The sequence below is a fragment of the Streptomyces sp. DvalAA-43 genome (assembly GCF_900091725.1).
Lineage (GTDB): Bacteria > Actinomycetota > Actinomycetes > Streptomycetales > Streptomycetaceae > Streptomyces > Streptomyces pulveraceus.
This window is the reverse complement of record NZ_FMBW01000095.1, coordinates 130,734-150,979: the sequence shown is the minus strand read 5'-3', so window position 1 is coordinate 150,979 and position 20,246 is coordinate 130,734. Positions and strand designations below refer to the sequence as shown.

Genomic DNA, 20,246 nt, shown 5'->3' with positions numbered 1-20,246 from the left:
CGCAGTACCGGTGCGTGCTCCTCCGGACGCGCCGGACCGCACATCGGCGCGCTGCGGGCCCGGTGTGTCGGCACCGGTCCCGCAGCGCGCGTCCCCCCGGGCAGGGTCAGCGCGTGCCGACCGCGGCACGCACGGCCCTGCGGGCCATCGCACAGTCGTCGTGCAGCCGGCGCAGCAACAGCCGCTGCTCCTCGCTCGACGACAGCGCACCCGGGCGGTCCTGCCCGGCGCCCGAGCCCGACGAGTCACGCATGGCCCGCTGCACGGCCGTCTCGTACGTACGGATCTCGCGGGTCAGCACCAGCATCAGGTTCACCAGGAAGGCGTCCCTCGCGGCCGGTCCGGCGGCCTGCGCCAGCTGGCTGATCTGACGCCGCGCCGCGGGTGCGTCACCGAGTACCGTCCAGAGCGTCGCCAGGTCGTAACCGGGCAGGTACCAGCCCGCGTGCTCCCAGTCCACCAGCACCGGGCCCGTGGGCGACAGCAGGATGTTGGAGAGCAGCGCGTCACCGTGGCAGAACTGCCCCATGCCCTGACGGCCGCCCGCGTGCGCCAGACCGTGCAGCAGCTTCTGCAGATCGCCCAGATCCCGGTCGGTGAACAGCCCCAGCTCGTGATAGCGGGCGACCCGTGAGGCGTAGTCGAGCGGGGCGTCGAAGAGCCCCGGGGCCGGCCGCCAGGCGTTGACCCGGCTGATCGCGCCCAGCGCCGCCCGCACATCGGCTCGGGGCGGAGCCTCCGACGGATGTCTGGTCAACGCGGCCACCCGGCCGGGCATCCGCTCGATCACCAGGGTGCAGTTCTCCGGATCGGCCGCGATCAGCCGCGGCACGCGCACCGGCGGGCGGTGCCGGACGAACGCACGATATGCGGCTATTTCGTGACGGAACCGCTCCATCCATGCGGGGGAGTGGTCCAGTAAGCACTTGGCGACTGCGGTCGCACGGCCGGTGGAGCCGACGAGCAGCACCGAACGGCCGCTGCGGCGCAGCACCTGAACCGGGTTGAACTCGGGGCAGATCCGGTGCACCGAGGCGATCGCCATTCTCAGCTGGGCGCCCTGCGTGCCGGACAGGTCCAGCCGGCCGCTGAGCGGCGGGCCCACCAGACCCGCCGGCCGCCGCGGCCGGACCGCGCCGGGCGCCGGTGGAGCGGCATGCGGAGCGAGGTACGGTCCGCCGCCGGCCCCGAGGGGACGGAGCGGCCGGGGCGGGGCGGTCACGGAGGACGATGCTGTGTACATGGGCGAGACAGATCCCTTCGCGCGCCGACAAGTTGCGTGCACCGCCCCGGCCGGCGGCCGATCGGCACCCTGGGGAGTACCTAGGGCTGCCGGGCGGGGTGGCGCTTTCCTACCTGACACCGGGCGGCGGGTGGCAGACCATGTGGCGCACCCTGGCGAACCCTGGCGAATTGTCGCAGGGCGTCTGACAGGGGGTTACTGTCAACACAGCCGAGAACCTGGGGGCTTGACGTGACCGGAGAACCCAACACCCGCCTGTCCGACCTGTTCGGCCTCGCCGGCTGGTCCAAGGGCGAACTCGCGAGAATGGTGAACAGACAGGCGGCGGCCATGGGCCATCCGCAACTGGCCACCGACACCTCGCGGGTGAGGCGTTGGATCGACATGGGGGAGTCCCCCCGCGATCCCGTGCCCAAGGTGCTGGCTGCCCTGTTCACCGAGCGACTCGGTCGTGTCGTGACCATCGAGGACCTCGGGTTCGGCCGACGCGGGCGTGTGGGGAAGCGGCGGGAGGCCGGGACGCAGGACAATCCCGACGGACTGCCGTGGGCGCCCGAGCGGACGGCAGCGGTCCTCACCGAATTCACGGGAATGGACCTCATGCTCAACCGACGCGGCTTGGTGAGCGCGGGCGCCGCGCTCGCCGCAGGATCGACCATCACCGGCCCCATGCACGACTGGCTGCACTCCGACCCCGTACTGGCGGCCGACGCACCACGGATCGACGACCCGCTGCACGCGGACCCGGCCGGTTTCGACCGGTACGAGGCCGCGCCCATCGGGTCCGACGAGATCGAGGCGCTCGAACGGTCCGTCGAGGTGTTCCGCGCCTGGGACGCCTCGCGGGGCGGCGGACTGCAGCGCAAGGCCGTGGTGGGCCAGCTCAACGAGGTGGGCGGCATGCTCGCCTACCGACATCCCGACCATCTCCAGCGCCGGCTCTGGGGCGTGGCGGCCAACCTCGCGGTGCTCGCGGGCTGGATGTCCCACGACATCGGCCTCGAACCGACCGCCCAGAAGTACTTCGTCATCGCCGCGCACGCGGCCCGCGAGGGCGGCGACCGCCCCCGGGCGGGCGAGGCGCTCTCCAGGGCGGCCCGTCAGATGGTCCACCTGGGCCGTCCCGACGACGCCCTGGACCTGATGAAGCTCGCCAAGTCCGGCTCCGGGGACCTGGTTCTGCCACGTACCCAGGCGATGCTGTACACCATCGAGGCCTGGGCACAGGCGTCCATGGGCCGCGGCCAGGCGATGCGGCGCACGCTCGGTATGGCCGAGGAGCTCTTCACCTCGGACAAGAGCGATGTACCACCCCCGAGCTGGATGCAGATGTTCGACGAGGCGGATCTGCACGGCATGCAGGCCCTGGCGTTCCGTACGCTCGCCGAACACGAGCCGTCGGCGGCGGTCGTGGCCCAGCGCCATGCCAAGCAGGCGCTGGAGCTGAGGGTCGGCGGACGCCAGCGGTCCAAGATCTTCGACTACATCTCGCTGGCCTCGGCATGCTTCATCGCCGACGATCCGGAACAGGCCGACCGCTACGCGCGACTCGCCCTGGTGACGATGGGGGAGACCTCCTCGCACCGCACCTGGGACCGGCTGCGCGAAATGTACCGGCTCACCGGTCAGTTCGCGGGCTACGCGAAGATCGAGGACCTGCGCGAGGAGATCAAACTCTCCCTGCCGCAGAGCTCCATCATCAAGCAGCCCAGGCGGTCCTCGCAGATCTGAGAAGCGGCCATCGGCCGTCCGAACACCGTATCCGTAGGCGGGCCCGACCCTCCTGCGTAGTCACGCCATGTCCGGCGTTCCACGGGGCCGACTGGTTCTGTACGCATGCCGCCGTGCTGCTATGCCCCGATGCGGGCGACCAGTACGCAGGCGTCGTCCAGGCGCTCGGTGCCGCCGAACTCCGTGACGACGGTCCGCAGGCACTCCTGTGCCGTACGTGCCTGTGCCAACCGTGGTGCCAGAGCGAGCAGCGTGTCCGCGCCCGCACCCCGGTCGCTGTGACGGTTCAGCCCGTCCGTGTGCAGGAGCAGCACATCGCCGGGCAGTAAGCGCACTTCGTCCTGCTCGTACGCGACCCCGGAGGCCGCGCCGAGCAGGACCCCGTCCGGGGCGGGCAGCGGCCACCCCTCTCCGCCGCGGAACAGCAGCGGTGCGGGGTGTCCGGCCTGTGCCCAGGCCAGGGTGCCGGTGGCCGGATCGACACGGCAGCACATCGCGCTGCCCAGAGCAGGTTGGAGGGAGGATTCGAGTAACTGATTGAGGTGCCCCATCAGAGCGCCCGGCTCGATGCCGGCCATGGCCATTCCGCGCAGTGCGCCCAGCAGCATCGCCATGGCCGAGGTGGCCTGGATGCCGTGACCGGTCAGATCGCCGACCGTGAGGAAGGTCCTGCCGTCCGGCGTCGCCAGCGCGTCGTACCAGTCACCGCCGATGAGCGAGCTCGACTCGGACGGGAGGTAGTGGGCCGCGATGTCCAGCGAGCCTGGCCCCTCCGGGGGGAGCCGTAACGAGCCCCGCCACGGGGGGAGCACGGCCTCCTGGAACTCGACGGCCAGCCGGTGCTCGGTCTGTGCCCTGTGCTCCTGGTGGCGCAGTGTGTCATGGGTCCGGCGCACCGCCTGCTGGCCGCGCCGCAGCCGACTGACGTCGCGCAGGACGGCCCACATGGAGGCGGTGCACCCGTCCGAGTCGAGGACGGGCTCGCCCATCATGTGGAGTGTGCGCGTCCGGCCGTCGGCCCGCAGGATGCGGAACTCGCCGTCTATCGGCTTTCCGTCCACCAGGCAGCCCGTCACCAGGGCGGTGAGCAGGGGCTGGTCCTCGGGAAGAAGCAAGGAAGGGAGTTCGTCCAGCGGGAGGGGGCCGGCTTCGGAAGACCTGCCGAAGATCTGGAACAGCTCCTCGGACCAGCTGACCTCGTCGGTGAGCAGATTCCACTCCGCGCTGCCCACGCGGCCGATCAGCGATCCCTGCTTCGGTTCGTCGTACTGCGCCCTGGTGCTCTCCCCGTGGGCGTCGTGCATCGTCTTCTGCGCCGGGACCGCCGCGGGGCGATCCGGGGTCCGGGGCGGCAGGCCCTCCCTGAGCTGTCCCAAGTGCGCGCCGAGATCGTCGAGATGATGGACCGCCAGTTCGCACAGCGCCCGCTGCCAGCGCAGCTGCGGGTCTTCCTCGTCGACCAGCACCGTGTCCCGCCGCACGGCGTCCACGTCGCCCCGGAGCCGACGGGTCCGGTGGATCAGCGCATCGACGGCATCGCGCGCGGGCGGCTGCGGAGCGGCGCGGTCCGCGGACAGGGGGGGCGGCATCTCGTACTCCGATACAGGCGCGGCACAACCAAGTCTGAAGGGTGGACCGAAGACGACTGTCGCACAGCCTGCGGGTGCCCGTAAGGGATTTGGCAACACTCGATCCGTTGTTGCTCCTGGCATATGCCACAGGCTGCGCAGAGCCCCGATCCGTCGAACAGCCTTGCTGTCTGCGGACGTTGACGCAAGTCAACCGGCGTGTGGGGACGGTTGTGCGCCCGCGTGCACCGCTTCGGCCTCGCGCGCCCGGCCCGGTCGTCGGCATATGCGGGCGGCGTCGGTGACCGGCGGGAATGAGTCAGGGGTCCGCCGTGTTGGACCAGTAGATCGAAAACGAAACCCATTCTCATCATGGGGAGTGGGTTCGGTGCAAGAGTCTGGAGGCGCCCATGGCCCGCAGTGAGGCCCGCCCCGTTGTGACGCTACGGTCGACGGCCGGGACCGGGCAGAGCTATGTGACCCGCAAGAGTCGCCGGAACACCCCCGACAGGCTCGTGCTGCGCAAGTTCGATCCCGTGGTGGGGCAGCATGTGCCCTTCCGCGAGGAGCGCTGACCGCGGGTCTGCCGGAATCCCGCATTCCGTGCCGTGGATCACAGTCCGGGGGTGCGTTTCCGGGAACGGGATGTGGTGGTTTATCGTTCACCTATATGTGGATGCCGCGTACCGCGCCCACCCCTTGGCCGCCCCGGCTGGATTCCCCCGATCCGGCCGGGGCTTTCCTCCGCCCCGGTCTCTGCCGAGGTCAGCCCACGGACGGCCGTCGGCGCCAGGTCTCGACGAACAGTGCGCCCGCCGTCGGCAGTGCGGCGACCGCGGCCGCCGCGCCCGGCCAGAGGCGTACGGCCAGCGCGGTCACGGCCGCCCCCACCACGACCGCGAGCAGCCTGCCGGCCACCCAGCGGTCCCTCTGCTCCCACGACCGCAGAGCCGCCCGGCCGACGAGGGCCGTGAGCGTGCCGGTGAAGTAGTTGGTGGGCGTCGCGCGGATACGGCCCTGGATGCCCATGGCCGCGGCGATCAGCACCAGCAGCCCCAGCCGGCCTCCGCCGGAGGTGGTCGGGTCCAGGGCCCACAGCGCGGCTCCCGCCGTCAGCAGGGCCACCTCGGCCAGTAGTATCACCGGCAGTGACCACCGCAGCCGTTCGGTCATCCACGCACCGCAGCCGACACCGATGCCGTAGGCGATCAGCGAGGTGATCACCCGCAGCGCCACTCCGTGTTCTCCGCCCCCGGTGGCGGAGATCCCGAGCAGCACGAGGTTTCCGGTCATCACTCCGGCGAAGACCTGGCCGACGCAGATGAAGGCGAACGCGTCGGCCGCTCCGGAGGCGGCCGACAGGAGCAGCAGGGACCATTCGCCCCGTGGATCGAGCCCGGGGGCGGGGCCGGGGGCGGCGGGGCGCGCGCGAGTGGACACGCCTGCATTCTCGGCCCCGCCCCCGCCGAGGACGCCACTCATGGTCCGTACGGCGTGCCGGGCCGGGCGGTCCCGTACCACCGCTTGGCTTAGAGTCCCCCGTCGTGAACAGGCATATGGAGTTCGAGCGACTGCACAACTTCCGTGATGTCGGAGGCTATCCGGCTGTGGGCGGCCGACCGGTCCGCCGGGGGCGGCTCTACCGGTCCGACTCGCTGGGCAAACTGCGCGGCGAGGACTGGGACCGCTTCCTGGCCCTGGGTATCGGCACGGTCATAGACCTGCGGTACGACTGGGAGATCGCCGCCAAGGGGCGAGTGCCCGAGGCCCCGGGACTGCGCTACCACCACCTCGGCATCGAGCACCGGCCCTACGACCAGGCCGCGCTGGGCCCGGAGGTGCAGACCGGGCGCTTCCTGGCCGACCGGTACGCCGAGGTCGCGCACGACGGGGCCGTGGAGCTCCGGCGCGCCCTGGAGGTGATCGCCGCCGAGGACAGCGGCCCGGTCGTCTTCCACTGCGCCTCCGGCAAGGACCGGACCGGGCTGCTCGCCGCACTCGTCCTGTCCCTGCTCGGCGTGGCCGAGGACGACATCGTCGCCGATTTCGCCCTCACCGAGCTCGCCACCGAGCGGCTCCTGGCCGACTGGCGTGCGGACCATCCCGGGCAGGGACCGGTCTGGCCCGGATACGGCAGGGCGCCCGCCGACATCATGCGGTTCTTCCTGGCCGACCTCGCCGCGGCGCACGGCTCCGTCCACGCCTACGCCACCGAATTCCTCGGTGTGGGGGAGGACGTGGTGGAGGCGCTGCGCGGCCACCTCCTCGAACCCGCCGGGTGAGTCCGGCCGGGTGCCCCTGCCTCGGGCCGAGGTACCCGACCGGCCCGGGGCCGAGCGCGGGCCGCCCCCGTGAAAAACCCTGTCCGGTTCCCCACGGGCGAGGCATGATCATGCCATGACATGGACAGCACCTGAGGTGAAGCGCGCACCCGGATCCTGCGTGGCCGGCGAGCGGGAGATGCTCACGGGGTACCTCGCATGGTTCCGCGACTCCCTGCTGCACAAGTGCGCGGGCCTGACCGGGGAGCAGCTCGCCGAACAGACGGTACCGCCGTCGAACCTCACCCTTCTGGGGCTGATCCGCCATATGGCGAAGGTCGAACGCGTCTGGTTCCGGGAGCGGTTCGCCGGCCAGGCCTTCGATCCGATGTACGACCCGGAGAAGGGCAAGGACGCGGACTTCGAGGACCTGGACCCGGCCCGCGCGGCCGAGGACTATGCCCGCCTCGTCGAGGAGTGCCGGCTCGCGGACGAGATCGTCGCCTCCGCCTCGCTGGACGACACCTTCGTCCACGGCGGTGAGGAGCACTCACTGCGGATGATCCACCTGCACATGATCACGGAGTACGCGCGCCACACCGGCCACGCCGACCTGGTGCGCGAGCGCGTCGACGGTGTGACGGGCTGGTGATGCCCCGCTGAGCGGGGCCCGGCGCGGCCGGGCGTGCGGGCGCGGTTGGTCCCGATCCCCCTCGCCCGGTGTCCGGCGGGTGTGCCCGGCGTCCGGCAGTGACGCACGTCTTGACGTGGACGCGTCGATCGGTATGGTCCAGTCCAAGTGCAGTGCCCTTGCCGGACGTCCGACAGTCCCGGGCGTACGCGGCAGCGGTTCCTGCCGTGCCCTTCGCACTTCTTGGCCCCCACACTGGAGAGGCCGGTCTGCCACTGCCGGGCCCCCATAGCCCGCTCGTGTGCGGCGACGCCTCATGTGAAGGAGAAGCATGCACGCGAAAAGGAAGACGGCCGCAGTCATCGGTGCCTTACTCGCACCCGTACTGGTGCTCACCCTGCCGGTCGGCTCCGCCAGTGCGCACGGATACATCTCGTCGCCGCCGAGCCGCCAGGCCCAGTGCGCCGCCGGGACCGTGAGCTGCGGAGAGATCAAGTACGAGCCGCAGAGCGTGGAAGGCCCCAAGGGGCTGACCAGTTGCAGCGGCGGCAACAGCCGGTTCGCCGAACTCGACGACGACTCCAAGGGGTGGCAGGTCACCCCGATCAGCCGGAGCACCTCCTTCCAGTGGGTGCTGACCGCCCGGCACGCCACGAGCACCTGGCAGTACTTCGCCGGCGGCCGGAAGATCGCCGAGTTCAACGACAACGGCGCGCAGCCCGGCGCCACCGTCACCCACCAGGTCGACTTCGGCAGCCTGACGGGCAGGCAGAAGGTCCTCGCGGTGTGGAACATCGCGGACACCGCCAACGCCTTCTACGCCTGCATCGATGTGAACGTCGGCTGACCCTCCGGTCCGGCCGGCGATGCGCCGGAGCCCTCACCCACTCGTGCGGGCCCCGGCGCACCTTCACCGGCACGGCGCCCCGCCCGATGTGTGGCGCCCGGAGATATCGCCGGGGGAATCATCCGATCCTTGATGCCGGTGCCCTGATAATCCGTGGCCAAATGCAGTGCGTACGCCGCTCATTTCCCTTGCTCTCTTCTGCTCGATGTTGCAAGAAGGGCAATACATCCGATCAAAGTCTTTCGCGACGACCTCACTTCGCACCATAGTGCTCTCAGCACTGCACAGAGCGTGCACAGAGGGAGTCGAAACGAATGCATCGATGGCGCATACGTAACCGTCCGATCCCCGTGGCCGTCGCCGCCACCGTCCTGTCCCTGCTCGCAGCCGCCGTGCCGTCGGCCGCCGCCGACAGCAACCGCACGAGCAACCGCGAGACCCAGTACGTCGACTGCTCGGCGGACGCGTCCGTCCAGACCGGATCGTCCGCCTTCCCCTGGCAGAGCCTGGACCGGGTCAACGGCCTCGCGCTCAAGACCGGTTCGCGGATCCTGCTCAGGCGCGGCACCCGCTGCACCGGCACCCTTGCCCCGAACGGATCGGGCCGGCCTGGCAAACCCCTGGTGATCGGGGCGTACGGTACCGGCGCCAAGCCCGTGATCGATGGCGGCGGCAACGCCGAGACGCTCCTGCTGAAGAACACCCAGTGGGTCGAGGCGAGCGGCCTGGAGATCACCAACTCGGGTGCGCCGGGACGCAACAAGCGCGGTGTGCGTGTCCAGCTGGAGGATTTCGGCACCGGCACCCACTACCGTCTGACCGGCCTCGACATCCACGACATCCGCGGCGACGACACCAAGGGCACCACGGGATCGGCGGGCATTCTCTTCTCCGTCACGGGCACGGAGAAGCCGACGAAGTTCGATGACGTCGTGGTCGCCGGGAACACCGTCACCGGCGTGGACCGTGAGGGCGTCTATTTCGCCTCCACCTGGAACAACCGTCCCGTGCACGGCGATTACGACCCCGATGGCCCCCCGTTCCTGCCGTCCACACGGGTCGTGGTCCGCGGCAACACCCTCAAGGACCTGGGCGGCGACGGCATCGTCATGACGGCCACCGACGGCGCCCTCGTCGAGCGCAACCGGCTCGACGGCTTCCAGCGCCGTTCGGCCGGCTACAACGCGGGCATGTGGCCCTGGAACGCGGACAACACCGTCTTCCAGTACAACGAGGTGTCCGGCGGCGAGACCACCCGCGACGGCATGGCGTACGACGTCGACGAGGGCACCTTCGGCACCGTCTTCCAGTACAACGTCAGCCACGACAACGCGGGCGGCTTCTTCCTCGTCTGCACCGCCACCGGCAAGCTCGGCGACGCGGTCATCCGCTACAACGTCAGCCGCAACGACCACTACCGGGGCATCGAGACCTGCTCGGGGTCCTTCGACGGCGTACGGGCCCACAACAACACGGTGTACGTGGGCGACGGAGTCAGCCAGACCGTCGTCAACGAGAACACGACGAAGAAGCACGGCCTCGCCTTCACCAACAACATCGTCGTCAAGGAGGGGGCGGGAACGGCCTCCTTCGGCCTGAAGGGCAACGGTGTCACCCTGTCGCACAACACCCTCGTCAACGTCCGTGACGCCCCCGCCGATCCGGGCGGCTCCACCGCCGACCCCCGGCTCACCGACCGCACCGGCGCGCTGCCCGACGGCCTGCGGCTGCACACCGGATCACCGGCGCTCGGGGCCGGCACGGCCGTGGCCGGTGACGTGGCCAGGGACCTGTACGGCAACCGCGTCCCCGCCCCGCCGAACACCGGCGCCTACCAGGGCCGCGGCGTGACCGGCGCCGCCCCCGATCCGGTCGGGGCCGCCCCGGCGGCCCTGGCCAACGGGGGCTTCGAGAAGGGCCTGGCAGACTGGTCCACCCGCAACGCGACGGCGTCCACCGACGCCCGCACCGGATCCGGCGCTCTCCGGCTGAACGCCCCCGCGGGGAACTTCGCCACCGCCGAGCAGACCGTCTCCGGCCTAGAGCCCGCCACCGTGTACGAACTCAGCGGCTGGGTCCGCAGCGACGGAACCCCCACGGCCCTGGGTGCCAAGGGGTACGGCGGCAGCAAGGACAACCAGGTCTCCGCCACCGCCTGGACCCGTACCGCGCTGCAGTTCACCACCGGTGCGAACAACACCACCGCGACCGTCTACTGCTACCGGGAGAAGCCCGGCCAGGCGTCCTGCGACGACCTGGAGCTGACCGAGTCGGGCCCCAGGGCCGCGCTCACCTCCAAGGTGAAGGTCGGCTTCGGCGGCTCCTTCACCACCGCCACCGGATACACACCCTCGACCGGGGAGAACGTCGACGGCACACTCGGCCGGATGACCGGCAGCGAGCAGCTCGACGGCGGCGCCGTGACCCTCGGCGGCGGTGGGCAGGGCATCACCTACAGCCCGCGTGAAGCGGTCACCGACGGCAAGTACCTCACCAAGAACATCCTCAGCGAGGCCCTGGTCCGGCGGACCGCCGGCGCCGAGCTGGACTTCGACACCGTCCTGAGCCTTGCCGGCGGCGGCTACTACCGCTACAGGTCCGGCTCCCAGAACGTCACCCAGTTCGGCATGTACGGCCCCGAAGCGCCCTGGTACGAACAGCAGCAGGACGGCCCCGACCTGCCGTCCGACGCGTACACGCATGTGGCACTCGCCTACTCCACGACCGGCACCACCGGACCCGGCGTCGCCCGGCTCACCGCGTACATCAACGGCTGCCAGGCCGGCACGGCTCTGGTGAACCAGGTCGCCGCCGCCGACGCGGCCAAGGGCGTCCTCGCCTTCGGCAACGACGCGGGCACCAGGAACCGGGGCCTGCACGGGAGCCTGGACGGCGTCGCCGTCGCCACCTACACCGGCACCGTCACCCCGGACGACTTCCAGCTCACCGTCCCCGGATCCGGCTGCGGCGGCGGAACCCCGCCGCTGCCGCCGGGCTGCGACACCGACCCGGGCACCTCCGGGCCGGTCACCCCGTCGTCCGTCATCACCGTCGCCGCCTGCGACCGGCCGGACCGGATCGTGGAGAAGGCCGCCCATGTGGTGCCCGACGCCAAGCAGCTCGCCTGGCAACAGAAGGAGCTCACGGCGTTCGTGCACTACGGCATGAACACCTTCACCGACAAGGAGTGGGGCGACGGAACCGAGGCCGAGTCGGTGTACAACCCCACCGGGCTCGACCCGGACCAGTGGATGGCCTCCCTCAAGGCGGGCGGTTTCAAACAGGTCATCCTCACGGTCAAGCACCACGACGGATTCCTGCTGTACCCCTCCCGCTACAGCGACCACTCGGTCAGGAACAGCCCCTGGTGGCAGGACGGCGCCAATCCGAAGGGCGACGTCTTCGGCGCCTTCGTCAAGGCCGCCCGATCCGCCGGACTCGGCGTCGGCGTCTATCTCTCGCCCGCCGACGGCGCGGAGATCCCGGCCGCGGGACACCGGGGCAAGGGCCGCTTCGGCAACAACAGCGCCAAGAAGACGGTCACCGTCCCGACGCTCGTCGACGGCGACGACCGCACCCCGGCCACCACGTACACCTACCAGGCCGACGACTACAACGCGTACTTCATGAACCAGCTGTACGAGCTGCTCACCCAGTACGGCCGGATCGACGAGGTCTGGCTCGACGGCGCCAACCCGTGGGCCGGGCAGTACGACCAGCCCTACCAGACCACGGACTGGTACGACCTGATCGGGAAGATCGCCCCGCAGGCCAATGTCGCGATCAACGGCCCCGACATCCGCTGGGTCGGCACCGAGACGGCCTCGGGCCGCGACGACGAATGGAGCGTCATCCCGTTCAAGGGCGACCCCGCGTCCCGCAACCGCGACGACGACATGGTGGTGCCGCCCGAGGGCGGTGACCTCGCCTCCCGGGACGTCCTCGCCGCCCACCACCCGGACTACCTCGCCTGGTACCCGGCGGAGTCGGACGTCTCCATCCGGCCGGGCTGGTTCTGGCACGGCTCCCAGGACAGTCAGGTGAAGACGCCCGCCAAACTGCTCGACCTCTACCGCACCTCGGTCGGCCGCAATTCCGTCCTGCTGCTGAACGTGCCGCCCAACCGGGCCGGACGGATCAGCGATCCGGACACCGCCGCGCTGGCGTCCTTCGGACAGACCGTACGCGCCACCTACGGCACCAACCTGCTGGCGCCGTCCGGCGGCTCCCCGCTGACGGACGAAGAGCTGACCTCCGCGTGGAGTCCGGCGGACGACGCGCACTCGGGGGAGACGGTCCTGGAGTGCCCGCAGCCGGTCACCTTCGACCGGGTCGTGCTCCAGGAGGACATCACCCGCGGGCAGCGTGTCGAGTCCTTCGCCGTGGACATCTGGGACGGCACCGCATGGAAGACCGCCGTGCAGGCGGGCACCATCGGGTACAAGCGCATCGAGTACCTGAGCGCGCCAGTCACCGCGGCCAAGGTCCGGCTGCGCGTCCTCGGCGCCCGCGCCAACCCGCACGTGGCGAAACTGGGTCTGTACAAGGCTTCCTGACCCGGAGCTTCCCGGCGCAGCGCCCCGGGCAGTCTCCCGGTGCCGGGCGGAACGGACGACCGACGTTCCGCCCGGCACCGTCCGGCGCGGTGGCATGCTCCGGGGAATCGGCCGGCTCACCCGGGCGGATCCAAGGGGCGTACGCACGTGGTGCGATCTGCCAAGTTGTCGGCGCGCCGGGCCTGCGGAACACCTGGATGGGCCGCGGGAGCGCTGCGGGTGACCTGCTCGGTGCGGGTCCGTAGCCCGGAATCGTCATCGAGCGGATGCGTGTCCGTCCAGTAGATGCTGAGCATCGTGCGCAGTGTCGTCGGGTGCTGGCCGGGGCCGGTCGGCACGGTCAGCCGGTCGAGGTGCTGCCACAGCTCGTGGTCCACCTGCTCGGCGCAGCCGCCGTTGCGGGCGTGCACCGCCTGGTGGCGCTGGACGGCGACAGCCAGCTCGCGAAGGGTCTCGCGGCTCTGCTGCCCGGCGTTGTGGCTCTGTGCCCGGTTCACATTCCGCTGTTCCTGGCCCAGTTCGGTGATGGCCCGCTGCACGCGCTGGTGGAAGTTCGCGGTGCGGCGGCGCAGCGACTCGAAATCGGCCCGGGTGGCGAACCATTCGCGCTTGCCGGCCTCGCCCCGGGCGAAGCACTCGATGCGGAACTCCTCGCGCTCGGTCTTGCGGCGGCGCAGGACGCTCGCGGTCCGTTCGTGGACATGGGTGAGGATCTTCCGGGCTCGCGGCAGATTGTCGGGGTGGATGATTGCCGCCCACGTTCTGGCGTCGCGCGTGGGCGGGTGGATGTTCGAGGTGAGCATCTGCTCGAACTCTTTGTCTTCGAGCTGCGCGAGATCCTGGGCGTCCACTACTGGCCTCCAAGCCGGTGTTGGGCGGTATGCGACCAGCGTGGCGTATGTCACTGACAAGCAGGTAGAAATCCGGAAATAGAACGCGCTGAAGCCGATGGCGGCAACCAGTCCATTCATGACGGTGCGCCAGCGGGAGATGCCCGGAAGGGCGGCGTACACACCACGGATATGTCGCGTTCACCCGGCGCGGAGGCGTGAACATGCGGCTGCCGGAAAGCGGCGGAATCCCTTCCGCATGTCCGAAAATGTATGCCACCGCCGACCTTTCGGGGCGCTCAACAGGCATTTTGTCTCCCCGCGGCGTGATTCGTCGAAGCGGACGCGGGAGATCCGTCGTGGGCGCGGCGGCTAGGCTGCCGCCCATGACTCGAAGCCCTGTCGAACTGGTGATCTTCGACTGCGACGGCGTTCTCGTCGACAGCGAGCGGATATGCGTCAGAGTGGACGCGATGATCATGGCTGAACTGGGATGCCCGTTCACCGAGTCCGAGATCATCGAGCGGTTCGTGGGCTCGTCCGACGAGGTCTACACGGCGGCCGTGGAGCAACGGCTCGGCCGACGCCTGGAGAAGGGCTGGCAGCGGAAGTACGAGCACCTGTACCGGACGGCCTTCGACGCCGAACTGACCGCCGTCGACGGCATAGTGGAGGCTCTGAACGGGCTCACCGCCCCCGTCTGTGTCGCGTCGAACGGCGATCACGACGGCATCAGACGCAATCTGGAGATCACCGCGCTGACCGATCACTTCGCTGGGAACGTCTTCAGCGCCGAGGACGTCGCGACCGGCAAGCCCGCTCCCGACCTCTTCCTCCACGCCGCCCGTTCCATGGGTGTGGACCCCGGGCGCTGCGCGGTGATCGAGGACAGTGCGTACGGAGTCCAGGCGGCCCGTGCCGCCGGGATGCGGGCCTTCGGCTACTGCGGCGGGCTCACACCGGCCGCACGGCTCGAAGGGCCACGCACCACCGTCTTCGACGACATGCGCGAACTGCCGGCGCTGCTGGCGGCCGTCACCCACTGAGGCGCGGACGGACTCCTGGGTCGCGGACGGACCCGGCAGTTCAGGAGCGCCACAACGGCACGCGTACCGCGTCGTCCTCGGAGACCCCGCAGTTGAGGCCGTTGACGACCTCGTCCCCCTCGATGTCCCAGCCGACGACACCGTTGCCCTGACGCCCCAGCTCCACGAGACGGGCGCGTTCCTCGCCCCGCCCGGTGTTGACGTCGCATTCGACGACGCTGGTCCAGGAACGGCCGTCCACCGCCCCGATCAGCGCGATCACGGGGAGCACCGCCCCGGCCAGCAGCAGGGCGGCCACCCCCGCGGTGTCCGCGGCGTGTTCGAGCCAGCCGGAGGGCGAGGTGCCGGTACGCCTGCCGCTGCTGCGCTCGCGACGCCCGGTGCGGTACTCGACGATCACGCCGAGACGCAGCGCGTACGAGACCAGGGCCACCGCGACGCCCCACCACAGCCCGTGGAAGGCCCCGACCACCAGGGCGAAGGTGAGCGGGACGATGACGGCCTGCACCAGTAGGTGGGTGATGGGGGTGTCCGCGTGCACCCGGGCTCCGCCCTTGGCGGCGAAGTACGCGTACGACGTGCGCGAGACCACGACCGCGAGCACCGAGGCGAGCAGCGCGTTGTTGAGAAGCATCCCGATCAGGACATCGGGCCAGTTGGACGGCTCCATGGCGACGAGTGCCTCGCTCGCCTCGCCTCCGCCGCCCAGCGTCCAGGCCAGCTTGAGAACGGGCACGGCGAAGACGACCGCCAGCAGCACGATGTGGCCGGGGCCGCCCTTGAGGTCCTCCGACCTCTCCTTGTCGCTCATGGCCCAAGTCTTGGCGGGATCCGGGCGGTCGGCGAGCCGGCCACCGGCCGAGACCGCCACCCCCTGTGGCGCGGACCTAGCTCCCCATGCCGTGTGACGCCCGCCGACAGCAGTACGCACGCGCCGATCGCGACGGGCGGCCGGCCCCCGCATCACCCGATCGGCGTATCCGCGGCGGGCCGGTCAGCGGGCCAGGACGTCCGTGACGCCGTGGTGCGCGCAGATCGGGGGGCGAGGGGCGAGCCTCCGCGCCGTTGCGTGCCGGGGTAGGCGTTGGTCTAGTGAAATCACCTGCCCATAGGGGGCCACGGGACGAGCTCGACGAACCGTGAGCCCCGGGCACCCCACGTCCGTGTCCGGAGCGGGGCGATCCCGGCCGGGCACCCTTCGCGCGCCCCCACCCGCACTCACTGGACGGTGACCATGAGCATGTCCTCCTTCGGCTCCTTCGGCGGCCCGGATCCTTTCTCCGAACTGCTCAACCGGTTCTTCGGGATGTCCCCGGCGTCCTCACCGCCACAGGTCCAGCGGGTCCCCATCGGGCGGCTGCTGACCGAATCGGCCCGTGAGCTGATAGGCCGGGCGACCACGCGCGCGACCGACGACGGCAGCCGGGACCTGGACACCGAGCATCTGCTCTGGGCCGCCACCCAGGTGGACCCGGCGCGCACACTGCTCCAACAGGCCGGGGCGGACCCCGACGAGCTGGGCAAACGGATCGCCGAAGCCCTGCCGGGGGAGAGCGCCACCCCGTCCGCGGAGCCGAGCCTGACGCCCGCCGCCAAACGCGTACTGCTCCAGGCCTACGAGCGTTCCCAGGCGGCCGGGGTCTCCTACATCGGGCCCGAGCACATCCTCGGCGCGCTGCTGGACACCATGGAGTCCGGTGCGGCCAAGCTGCTCACCGCGTACGGCACGGACACCGGCAAGCTGCGGCGCGAGGCGGAGAACGCGGCACGGGCCGACGGCACCCCGGCGGGCGGCACCAGCGACACCCCCACACTCGATCAGTACGGACGCGACCTGACCGAGGAGGCCAAGGCCGGGAAACTCGACCCCGTGGTCGGCCGGGCCGAGGAGATCGAGCAGACCGTGGAGGTCCTCTCACGGCGCTCCAAGAACAACCCCGTGCTGATCGGTGAACCCGGTGTCGGCAAGACCGCCATCGTGGAGGGCATCGCCCAGCGCATCGTGGCCGGCGACGTCCCCCGCACCCTGAAGGACAAGCGGGTGATCGCCCTGGACCTCTCCGGCCTGGTGGCGGGCTCCCAGTACCGCGGCCAGTTCGAGGAACGGCTCAAGAACGTCATCGAGGAGGTCAGCGCCGCGGCCGACTCGACGATCCTCTTCATCGACGAGCTGCACACGGTGGTCGGTGCCGGGGCGTCCGGCGAAGGCGCCATGGACGCGGGCAACATGCTCAAACCCGCACTGGCGCGCGGCGAGCTGCATGTCGTCGGAGCGACGACCATCGACGAGTACCGCAAGCACATCGAGAAGGACGCCGCCCTGGAACGCCGGTTCCAGCCCGTCATGGTGCCCGAGCCGACGGTCGAGGAGACCATCCAGATCCTGGAAGGTCTGCGCGACTCCTACGAGGCCCACCACCAGGTCCGCTTCGCCGACGACGCCCTGGTGGCGGCCGCCGAGCTGTCCGATCGCTACATCAGCGACCGCTTCCTGCCGGACAAGGCCATCGACCTCGTGGACCAGGCAGGCGCCAGGGTCCGGCTGCGGTCGCTCGGCAGGTCCACCGAAGTCATCTCCCGCGAGGACCGGCTCGCCAAGCTGAAGCGGGAGAAGGACGAGGCGGTCGCGTCCGAGCACTTCGAGAAGGCATCCGGACTGAAGACACGGATCGCGGAGACCGAGGCCGAACTCGCGGGCATCGAGGAACGCCGTGAGGGCGTCATGGACGTCACCACCGCCGACATCGCCGACGTCGTCTCCCGGCGCACCGGCATCCCGGTCACGCAGCTCACCGCCAGCGAGAAGGAGAAGCTCCTCAAGCTGGAGGACGCCCTGCACTCCCGGGTGGTCGGCCAGGACGAGGCGGTCACCGCGATCGCGCAGGCGGTGCGCCGCAACCGGGCCGGAATGGGCGACCCCAACCGCCCCGTCGGTTCCTTCCTCTTCCTCGGGCCCACCGGCGTGGGCAAGACCGAACTCGCCAAGGCCCTGGCCGAGTTGCTGTTCGGCGACGAGAACCGCATGGCCCGCTTCGACATGAGCGAGTTCCAGGAGAAGCACACCGTCTCGCGGCTAGTCGGCGCACCGCCCGGATACGTCGGCCACGAGGAGGCCGGCCAGCTCACGGAGAAGGTACGCCGCCAGCCGTACAGCGTGCTCCTCTTCGACGAGGTGGAGAAGGCCCACCCCGATGTCTTCAACACACTGCTGCAGGTCCTCGACGACGGACGCCTGACCGACGCGCAGGGGCGAACGGTGGACTTCCGGCACACCGTCGTCATCATGACGTCCAACATCGGCGCCCACCGCATTCTCGCCCACAAGGGCGATGTCTCCGAGATCCGCGACGACCTCATGGGCGACCTGCGGGGACACTTCCCTCCGGAGTTCCTCAACCGCGTCGACGAGACGATCATCTTCCACGGCCTCGACAAGGACGACCTCGGCCACATCGTCGACCTCCTGCTGGACGGCAGCAGACGCCGTGTACGGGCCCAGGACATGGAGCTGGAGGTCACCGAGGCGGCGAAGAAGCTCCTGGTCGCCCACGGCCACCAGCCGGAGTTCGGCGCCCGCCCGCTGCGCCGCACGATCCAGACCGAACTCGACAACCGGATCGCCTCCCTGCTGCTGAGCGGCGAGGCGGAGCCGGGCGACACCATCGTCGCCGACGTCCAGGACAACTCCCTGGTCTGCTCGGTCAGCCGCCCGGAGACCTCTGCCGAGGCGGCGGCCGAGACCGAGAAGGCGGCAGCCGAATAGGCCCCGCCGGGCCGAACCACAGGGCTTGCCGCGCAGTTCACGGAACTGCGCGGCAAGCCCTGTTCTGCGGTACGGCGGCCGTACCGCGACGGACCGGCGCGACCGAATCCGACGATCATGGAACCCCCGCTCCCGTCTCCACATCCTCCTCCACATGACGCGCGGTGACCGGCCGCGCAAAGTGCCCCGGGGGGATCACATGTTCTCGTTCAACAGGCGTACCGCGGCCGCCGCACTGGCCGCTTCCGTGCTCGCCGCGGCCGGGCTCGCGGCCACCGCGACACCGGCCGCCGCCATCCACGGCGGGCAGAACACCACCGTGGTGGACCATCCGTACGCGATGCTCATCGAGACACCGGACGGTGCGCAGTTCTGCGGCGGCACTCTGGTGGCGCCCACCAAGGTGCTCACCGCCGCACACTGTGTCAAGGACGCCGCCGAGCCCCGCGACCTGCTGGTCATCGGCGGCCGCACCGACCTGAGCAGTACCAAGGGGACGGTCCGGCACGTGGCTTCGGTCAAGGTCCACCCGAAGTTCGCCGTGGCCACGCTCACGTACGACGCGGCGGTGATCACCCTCGCCAAGCCGATGCCGTACACACCGATCAAGCCCGCGGGTCCGAAGGACTCGGCTCTCTACACCACCGGGAAGGCCGCGAAGACCGTGGGCTGGGGGATGACCGCCACCGACACCCTCGGGAGACGGCTGAAGTCGGCCACCTTGACCCTGGCGCCGCTCAAGGGGTGTGCGCCCTTCACCGAGCCGGGCGAGTCCGCCGCGCTGAAGGTCTGCGGGACAGCGGCCAAGGGGACCCACGACAGCGTCTGCCGCGGTGATTCCGGGGGCCCGCTGGTCGCCGGCGGAAAGGTGATCGGCGTGGTCTCCACGGGCAACAAGTACTGCGACGACCAGTACCCGGTCTCCGTCTTCACCCGGGTCAGCGCGATCGCCGCAGGGCTCGGCCTCCCGGCCGTGTGACCCGCTGACGAGTCGGCAGGATGGCCGGATCCGGGCGGCCCGGCGTGGGTACTGAGGATGAACGGGCGATTACTCGTCGTCGGTTGCCGTGAACGGTCTTCAGCGCCCGAGGGCACCTCTGAATGAACCGCATGCGCAACGTATTCGCCGTGCTCGGCATCACCGCCGGGCTCATCACGGCCCCCGGGTCCGGCCGCGGCACACTCTCTTCTCGTAAAACAGGAAATGCGTTCCGGTGGTGAACTTCGCTACCCGAACGAGTGGTTGACCCTCCGGCGGCGCGACGCCGCCTCGGAGCGCGGCTATCCCTGCTGCTTGTGATCCAGAACCTGCTGCGTACCGCCACGGCGGTCGCCCTCACAGCCCTGCCCCTCACCATGGCGAGCCAGGCGCTCGCCGGCGAACGTTCCTCCGTCCCACAGGCGAGCCCCTGTTCCGCCGTCGTGGCGCCTGCCGGACAATTCTGTGTGCCCTCGCCGAAGCAGTGCTTCACGACCCCGTGCCCTCAGTACGACCTCGTCGCCATCCCGTTCTACCCGCTGCCCTCGGGCGGAGAGGTCATGGCCGCCCGGGGAGCGGCCCGCGCCCTCTGACGGCCGCCCGGGGCACGGCGCGATCGCACCGCGCGTCGTGCCCCGGGAATACCGTCCGGGCGCCGAACTCCACACCTCCATGTGCGGCCTGCCGCAGGACCGTCGTACGTCCACGACCGGGCGTTGTCAGTGGTCGTAGGTATGTTCGGCCGTGTCCTGCCGTTGTGGCGCGGAAGTCGCCCTGGTGAACATGGGAGT

The 20,246-nt window shown here is 70.3% G+C and carries 15 protein-coding genes; 10 read left to right on the top strand and 5 right to left on the bottom strand.

What is annotated here, in order from left to right; genetic code table 11:
- Nucleotides 1-106: 106 nt before the first annotated feature.
- Nucleotides 107-1,243, bottom strand: a complete 1,137-nt coding sequence (locus tag GA0115234_RS40520) for an aminoglycoside phosphotransferase family protein (RefSeq protein WP_093551822.1) — start codon at nt 1,241-1,243, stop codon at nt 107-109.
- 231 nt (nt 1,244-1,474) lie between these two features.
- Between GA0115234_RS40520 and GA0115234_RS40515 the strand changes: the two genes are divergently transcribed.
- Complete coding sequence (locus GA0115234_RS40515) at nt 1,475-2,974, top strand: DNA-binding protein NsdB (RefSeq protein WP_093551820.1); 1,500 nt, start codon at nt 1,475-1,477, stop codon at nt 2,972-2,974.
- 119 nt (nt 2,975-3,093) lie between these two features.
- On the opposite strand, the gene GA0115234_RS40510 is transcribed toward GA0115234_RS40515, so the two are convergent.
- Nucleotides 3,094-4,563, bottom strand: coding sequence for a PP2C family protein-serine/threonine phosphatase (locus tag GA0115234_RS40510; RefSeq protein ID WP_093551818.1), 1,470 nt, complete (start codon nt 4,561-4,563; stop codon nt 3,094-3,096).
- Nucleotides 4,564-4,952: 389 nt separating this feature from the next.
- On the opposite strand from GA0115234_RS40510, the gene rpmG reads away from it, so the two are divergent.
- A complete protein-coding gene (rpmG, locus tag GA0115234_RS40505) occupies nt 4,953-5,117 on the top strand; it encodes a 50S ribosomal protein L33 (RefSeq protein WP_093551816.1) in 165 nt (54 codons plus the stop codon).
- A gap of 190 nt (nt 5,118-5,307) precedes the next feature.
- On the opposite strand, the gene GA0115234_RS40500 is transcribed toward rpmG, so the two are convergent.
- The gene (locus GA0115234_RS40500) at nt 5,308-5,982 is read right to left on the bottom strand and encodes a YoaK family protein (RefSeq protein ID WP_256088938.1); all 675 of its coding nucleotides are present in this window, start codon (nt 5,980-5,982) and stop codon (nt 5,308-5,310) included.
- Between the two features lie 104 nt (nt 5,983-6,086).
- Here GA0115234_RS40500 and GA0115234_RS40495 point away from each other — a divergent pair, with 104 nt between their 5' ends.
- From GA0115234_RS40495 to GA0115234_RS40480, 4 genes are all read left to right on the top strand, one after another.
- On the top strand, nt 6,087-6,824 hold the full coding sequence (locus GA0115234_RS40495) for a tyrosine-protein phosphatase (RefSeq protein WP_093551814.1): 738 nt from the start codon (nt 6,087-6,089) through the stop codon (nt 6,822-6,824).
- A gap of 115 nt (nt 6,825-6,939) precedes the next feature.
- On the top strand, nt 6,940-7,455 hold the full coding sequence (locus GA0115234_RS40490; RefSeq protein WP_093551812.1) for a DinB family protein: 516 nt from the start codon (nt 6,940-6,942) through the stop codon (nt 7,453-7,455).
- 310 nt (nt 7,456-7,765) lie between these two features.
- Nucleotides 7,766-8,281 (top strand): lytic polysaccharide monooxygenase auxiliary activity family 9 protein, encoded by a 516-nt coding sequence (locus tag GA0115234_RS40485; protein ID WP_093551810.1) that lies wholly within the window; start codon nt 7,766-7,768, stop codon nt 8,279-8,281.
- A gap of 350 nt (nt 8,282-8,631) precedes the next feature.
- On the top strand, nt 8,632-12,837 hold the full coding sequence (locus GA0115234_RS40480) for an alpha-L-fucosidase (protein ID WP_161275756.1): 4,206 nt from the start codon (nt 8,632-8,634) through the stop codon (nt 12,835-12,837).
- Nucleotides 12,838-12,953: 116 nt separating this feature from the next.
- Here GA0115234_RS40480 and GA0115234_RS40475 read toward each other — a convergent pair whose 3' ends face one another.
- Nucleotides 12,954-13,688 carry a hypothetical protein gene (locus tag GA0115234_RS40475; RefSeq protein ID WP_093551806.1) on the bottom strand — a complete coding sequence of 245 codons (735 nt, stop codon included), beginning with the start codon at nt 13,686-13,688 and terminating at the stop codon, nt 12,954-12,956.
- 365 nt (nt 13,689-14,053) lie between these two features.
- Between GA0115234_RS40475 and GA0115234_RS40470 the strand changes: the two genes are divergently transcribed.
- A complete protein-coding gene (locus tag GA0115234_RS40470; RefSeq protein ID WP_176729410.1) occupies nt 14,054-14,713 on the top strand; it encodes an HAD family hydrolase in 660 nt (219 codons plus the stop codon).
- 40 nt (nt 14,714-14,753) lie between these two features.
- Here the strand turns inward: GA0115234_RS40470 and GA0115234_RS40465 are convergent, their stop codons facing one another.
- Nucleotides 14,754-15,524 carry a hypothetical protein gene (locus GA0115234_RS40465; protein WP_093552023.1) on the bottom strand — a complete coding sequence of 257 codons (771 nt, stop codon included), beginning with the start codon at nt 15,522-15,524 and terminating at the stop codon, nt 14,754-14,756.
- Between the two features lie 423 nt (nt 15,525-15,947).
- Between GA0115234_RS40465 and GA0115234_RS40460 the strand changes: the two genes are divergently transcribed.
- The 3 genes from GA0115234_RS40460 (at nt 15,948) to GA0115234_RS40450 (ending at nt 20,048) form a co-directional block, all read left to right on the top strand.
- Nucleotides 15,948-18,476 (top strand): ATP-dependent Clp protease ATP-binding subunit, encoded by a 2,529-nt coding sequence (locus GA0115234_RS40460; protein WP_093551803.1) that lies wholly within the window; start codon nt 15,948-15,950, stop codon nt 18,474-18,476.
- A 199-nt stretch (nt 18,477-18,675) separates the two neighbouring features.
- Nucleotides 18,676-19,455 (top strand): S1 family peptidase, encoded by a 780-nt coding sequence (locus GA0115234_RS40455; RefSeq protein WP_093551801.1) that lies wholly within the window; start codon nt 18,676-18,678, stop codon nt 19,453-19,455.
- 317 nt (nt 19,456-19,772) lie between these two features.
- Nucleotides 19,773-20,048 (top strand): hypothetical protein, encoded by a 276-nt coding sequence (locus GA0115234_RS40450; RefSeq protein WP_093551799.1) that lies wholly within the window; start codon nt 19,773-19,775, stop codon nt 20,046-20,048.
- Nucleotides 20,049-20,246: the final 198 nt, after the last annotated feature.

Excerpts from the sequence above, each read along its gene's own strand:
- GA0115234_RS40465 (WP_093552023.1), bottom strand. The coding sequence starts at position 15,524 with ATGAGCGACAAGGAGAGGTCGGAGGACCTCAAGGGCGGCCCCGGCCAC.
- GA0115234_RS40455 (WP_093551801.1), top strand. The coding sequence starts at position 18,676 with ATGTTCTCGTTCAACAGGCGTACCGCGGCCGCCGCACTGGCCGCTTCC.
- rpmG (WP_093551816.1), top strand. The coding sequence starts at position 4,953 with ATGGCCCGCAGTGAGGCCCGCCCCGTTGTGACGCTACGGTCGACGGCC.
- GA0115234_RS40510 (WP_093551818.1), bottom strand. The coding sequence starts at position 4,563 with ATGCCGCCCCCCCTGTCCGCGGACCGCGCCGCTCCGCAGCCGCCCGCG.
- GA0115234_RS40470 (WP_176729410.1), top strand. The coding sequence starts at position 14,054 with ATGACTCGAAGCCCTGTCGAACTGGTGATCTTCGACTGCGACGGCGTT.
- GA0115234_RS40460 (WP_093551803.1), top strand. The coding sequence starts at position 15,948 with ATGAGCATGTCCTCCTTCGGCTCCTTCGGCGGCCCGGATCCTTTCTCC.
- GA0115234_RS40520 (WP_093551822.1), bottom strand. The coding sequence starts at position 1,243 with ATGTACACAGCATCGTCCTCCGTGACCGCCCCGCCCCGGCCGCTCCGT.
- GA0115234_RS40490 (WP_093551812.1), top strand. The coding sequence starts at position 6,940 with ATGACATGGACAGCACCTGAGGTGAAGCGCGCACCCGGATCCTGCGTG.
- GA0115234_RS40485 (WP_093551810.1), top strand. The coding sequence starts at position 7,766 with ATGCACGCGAAAAGGAAGACGGCCGCAGTCATCGGTGCCTTACTCGCA.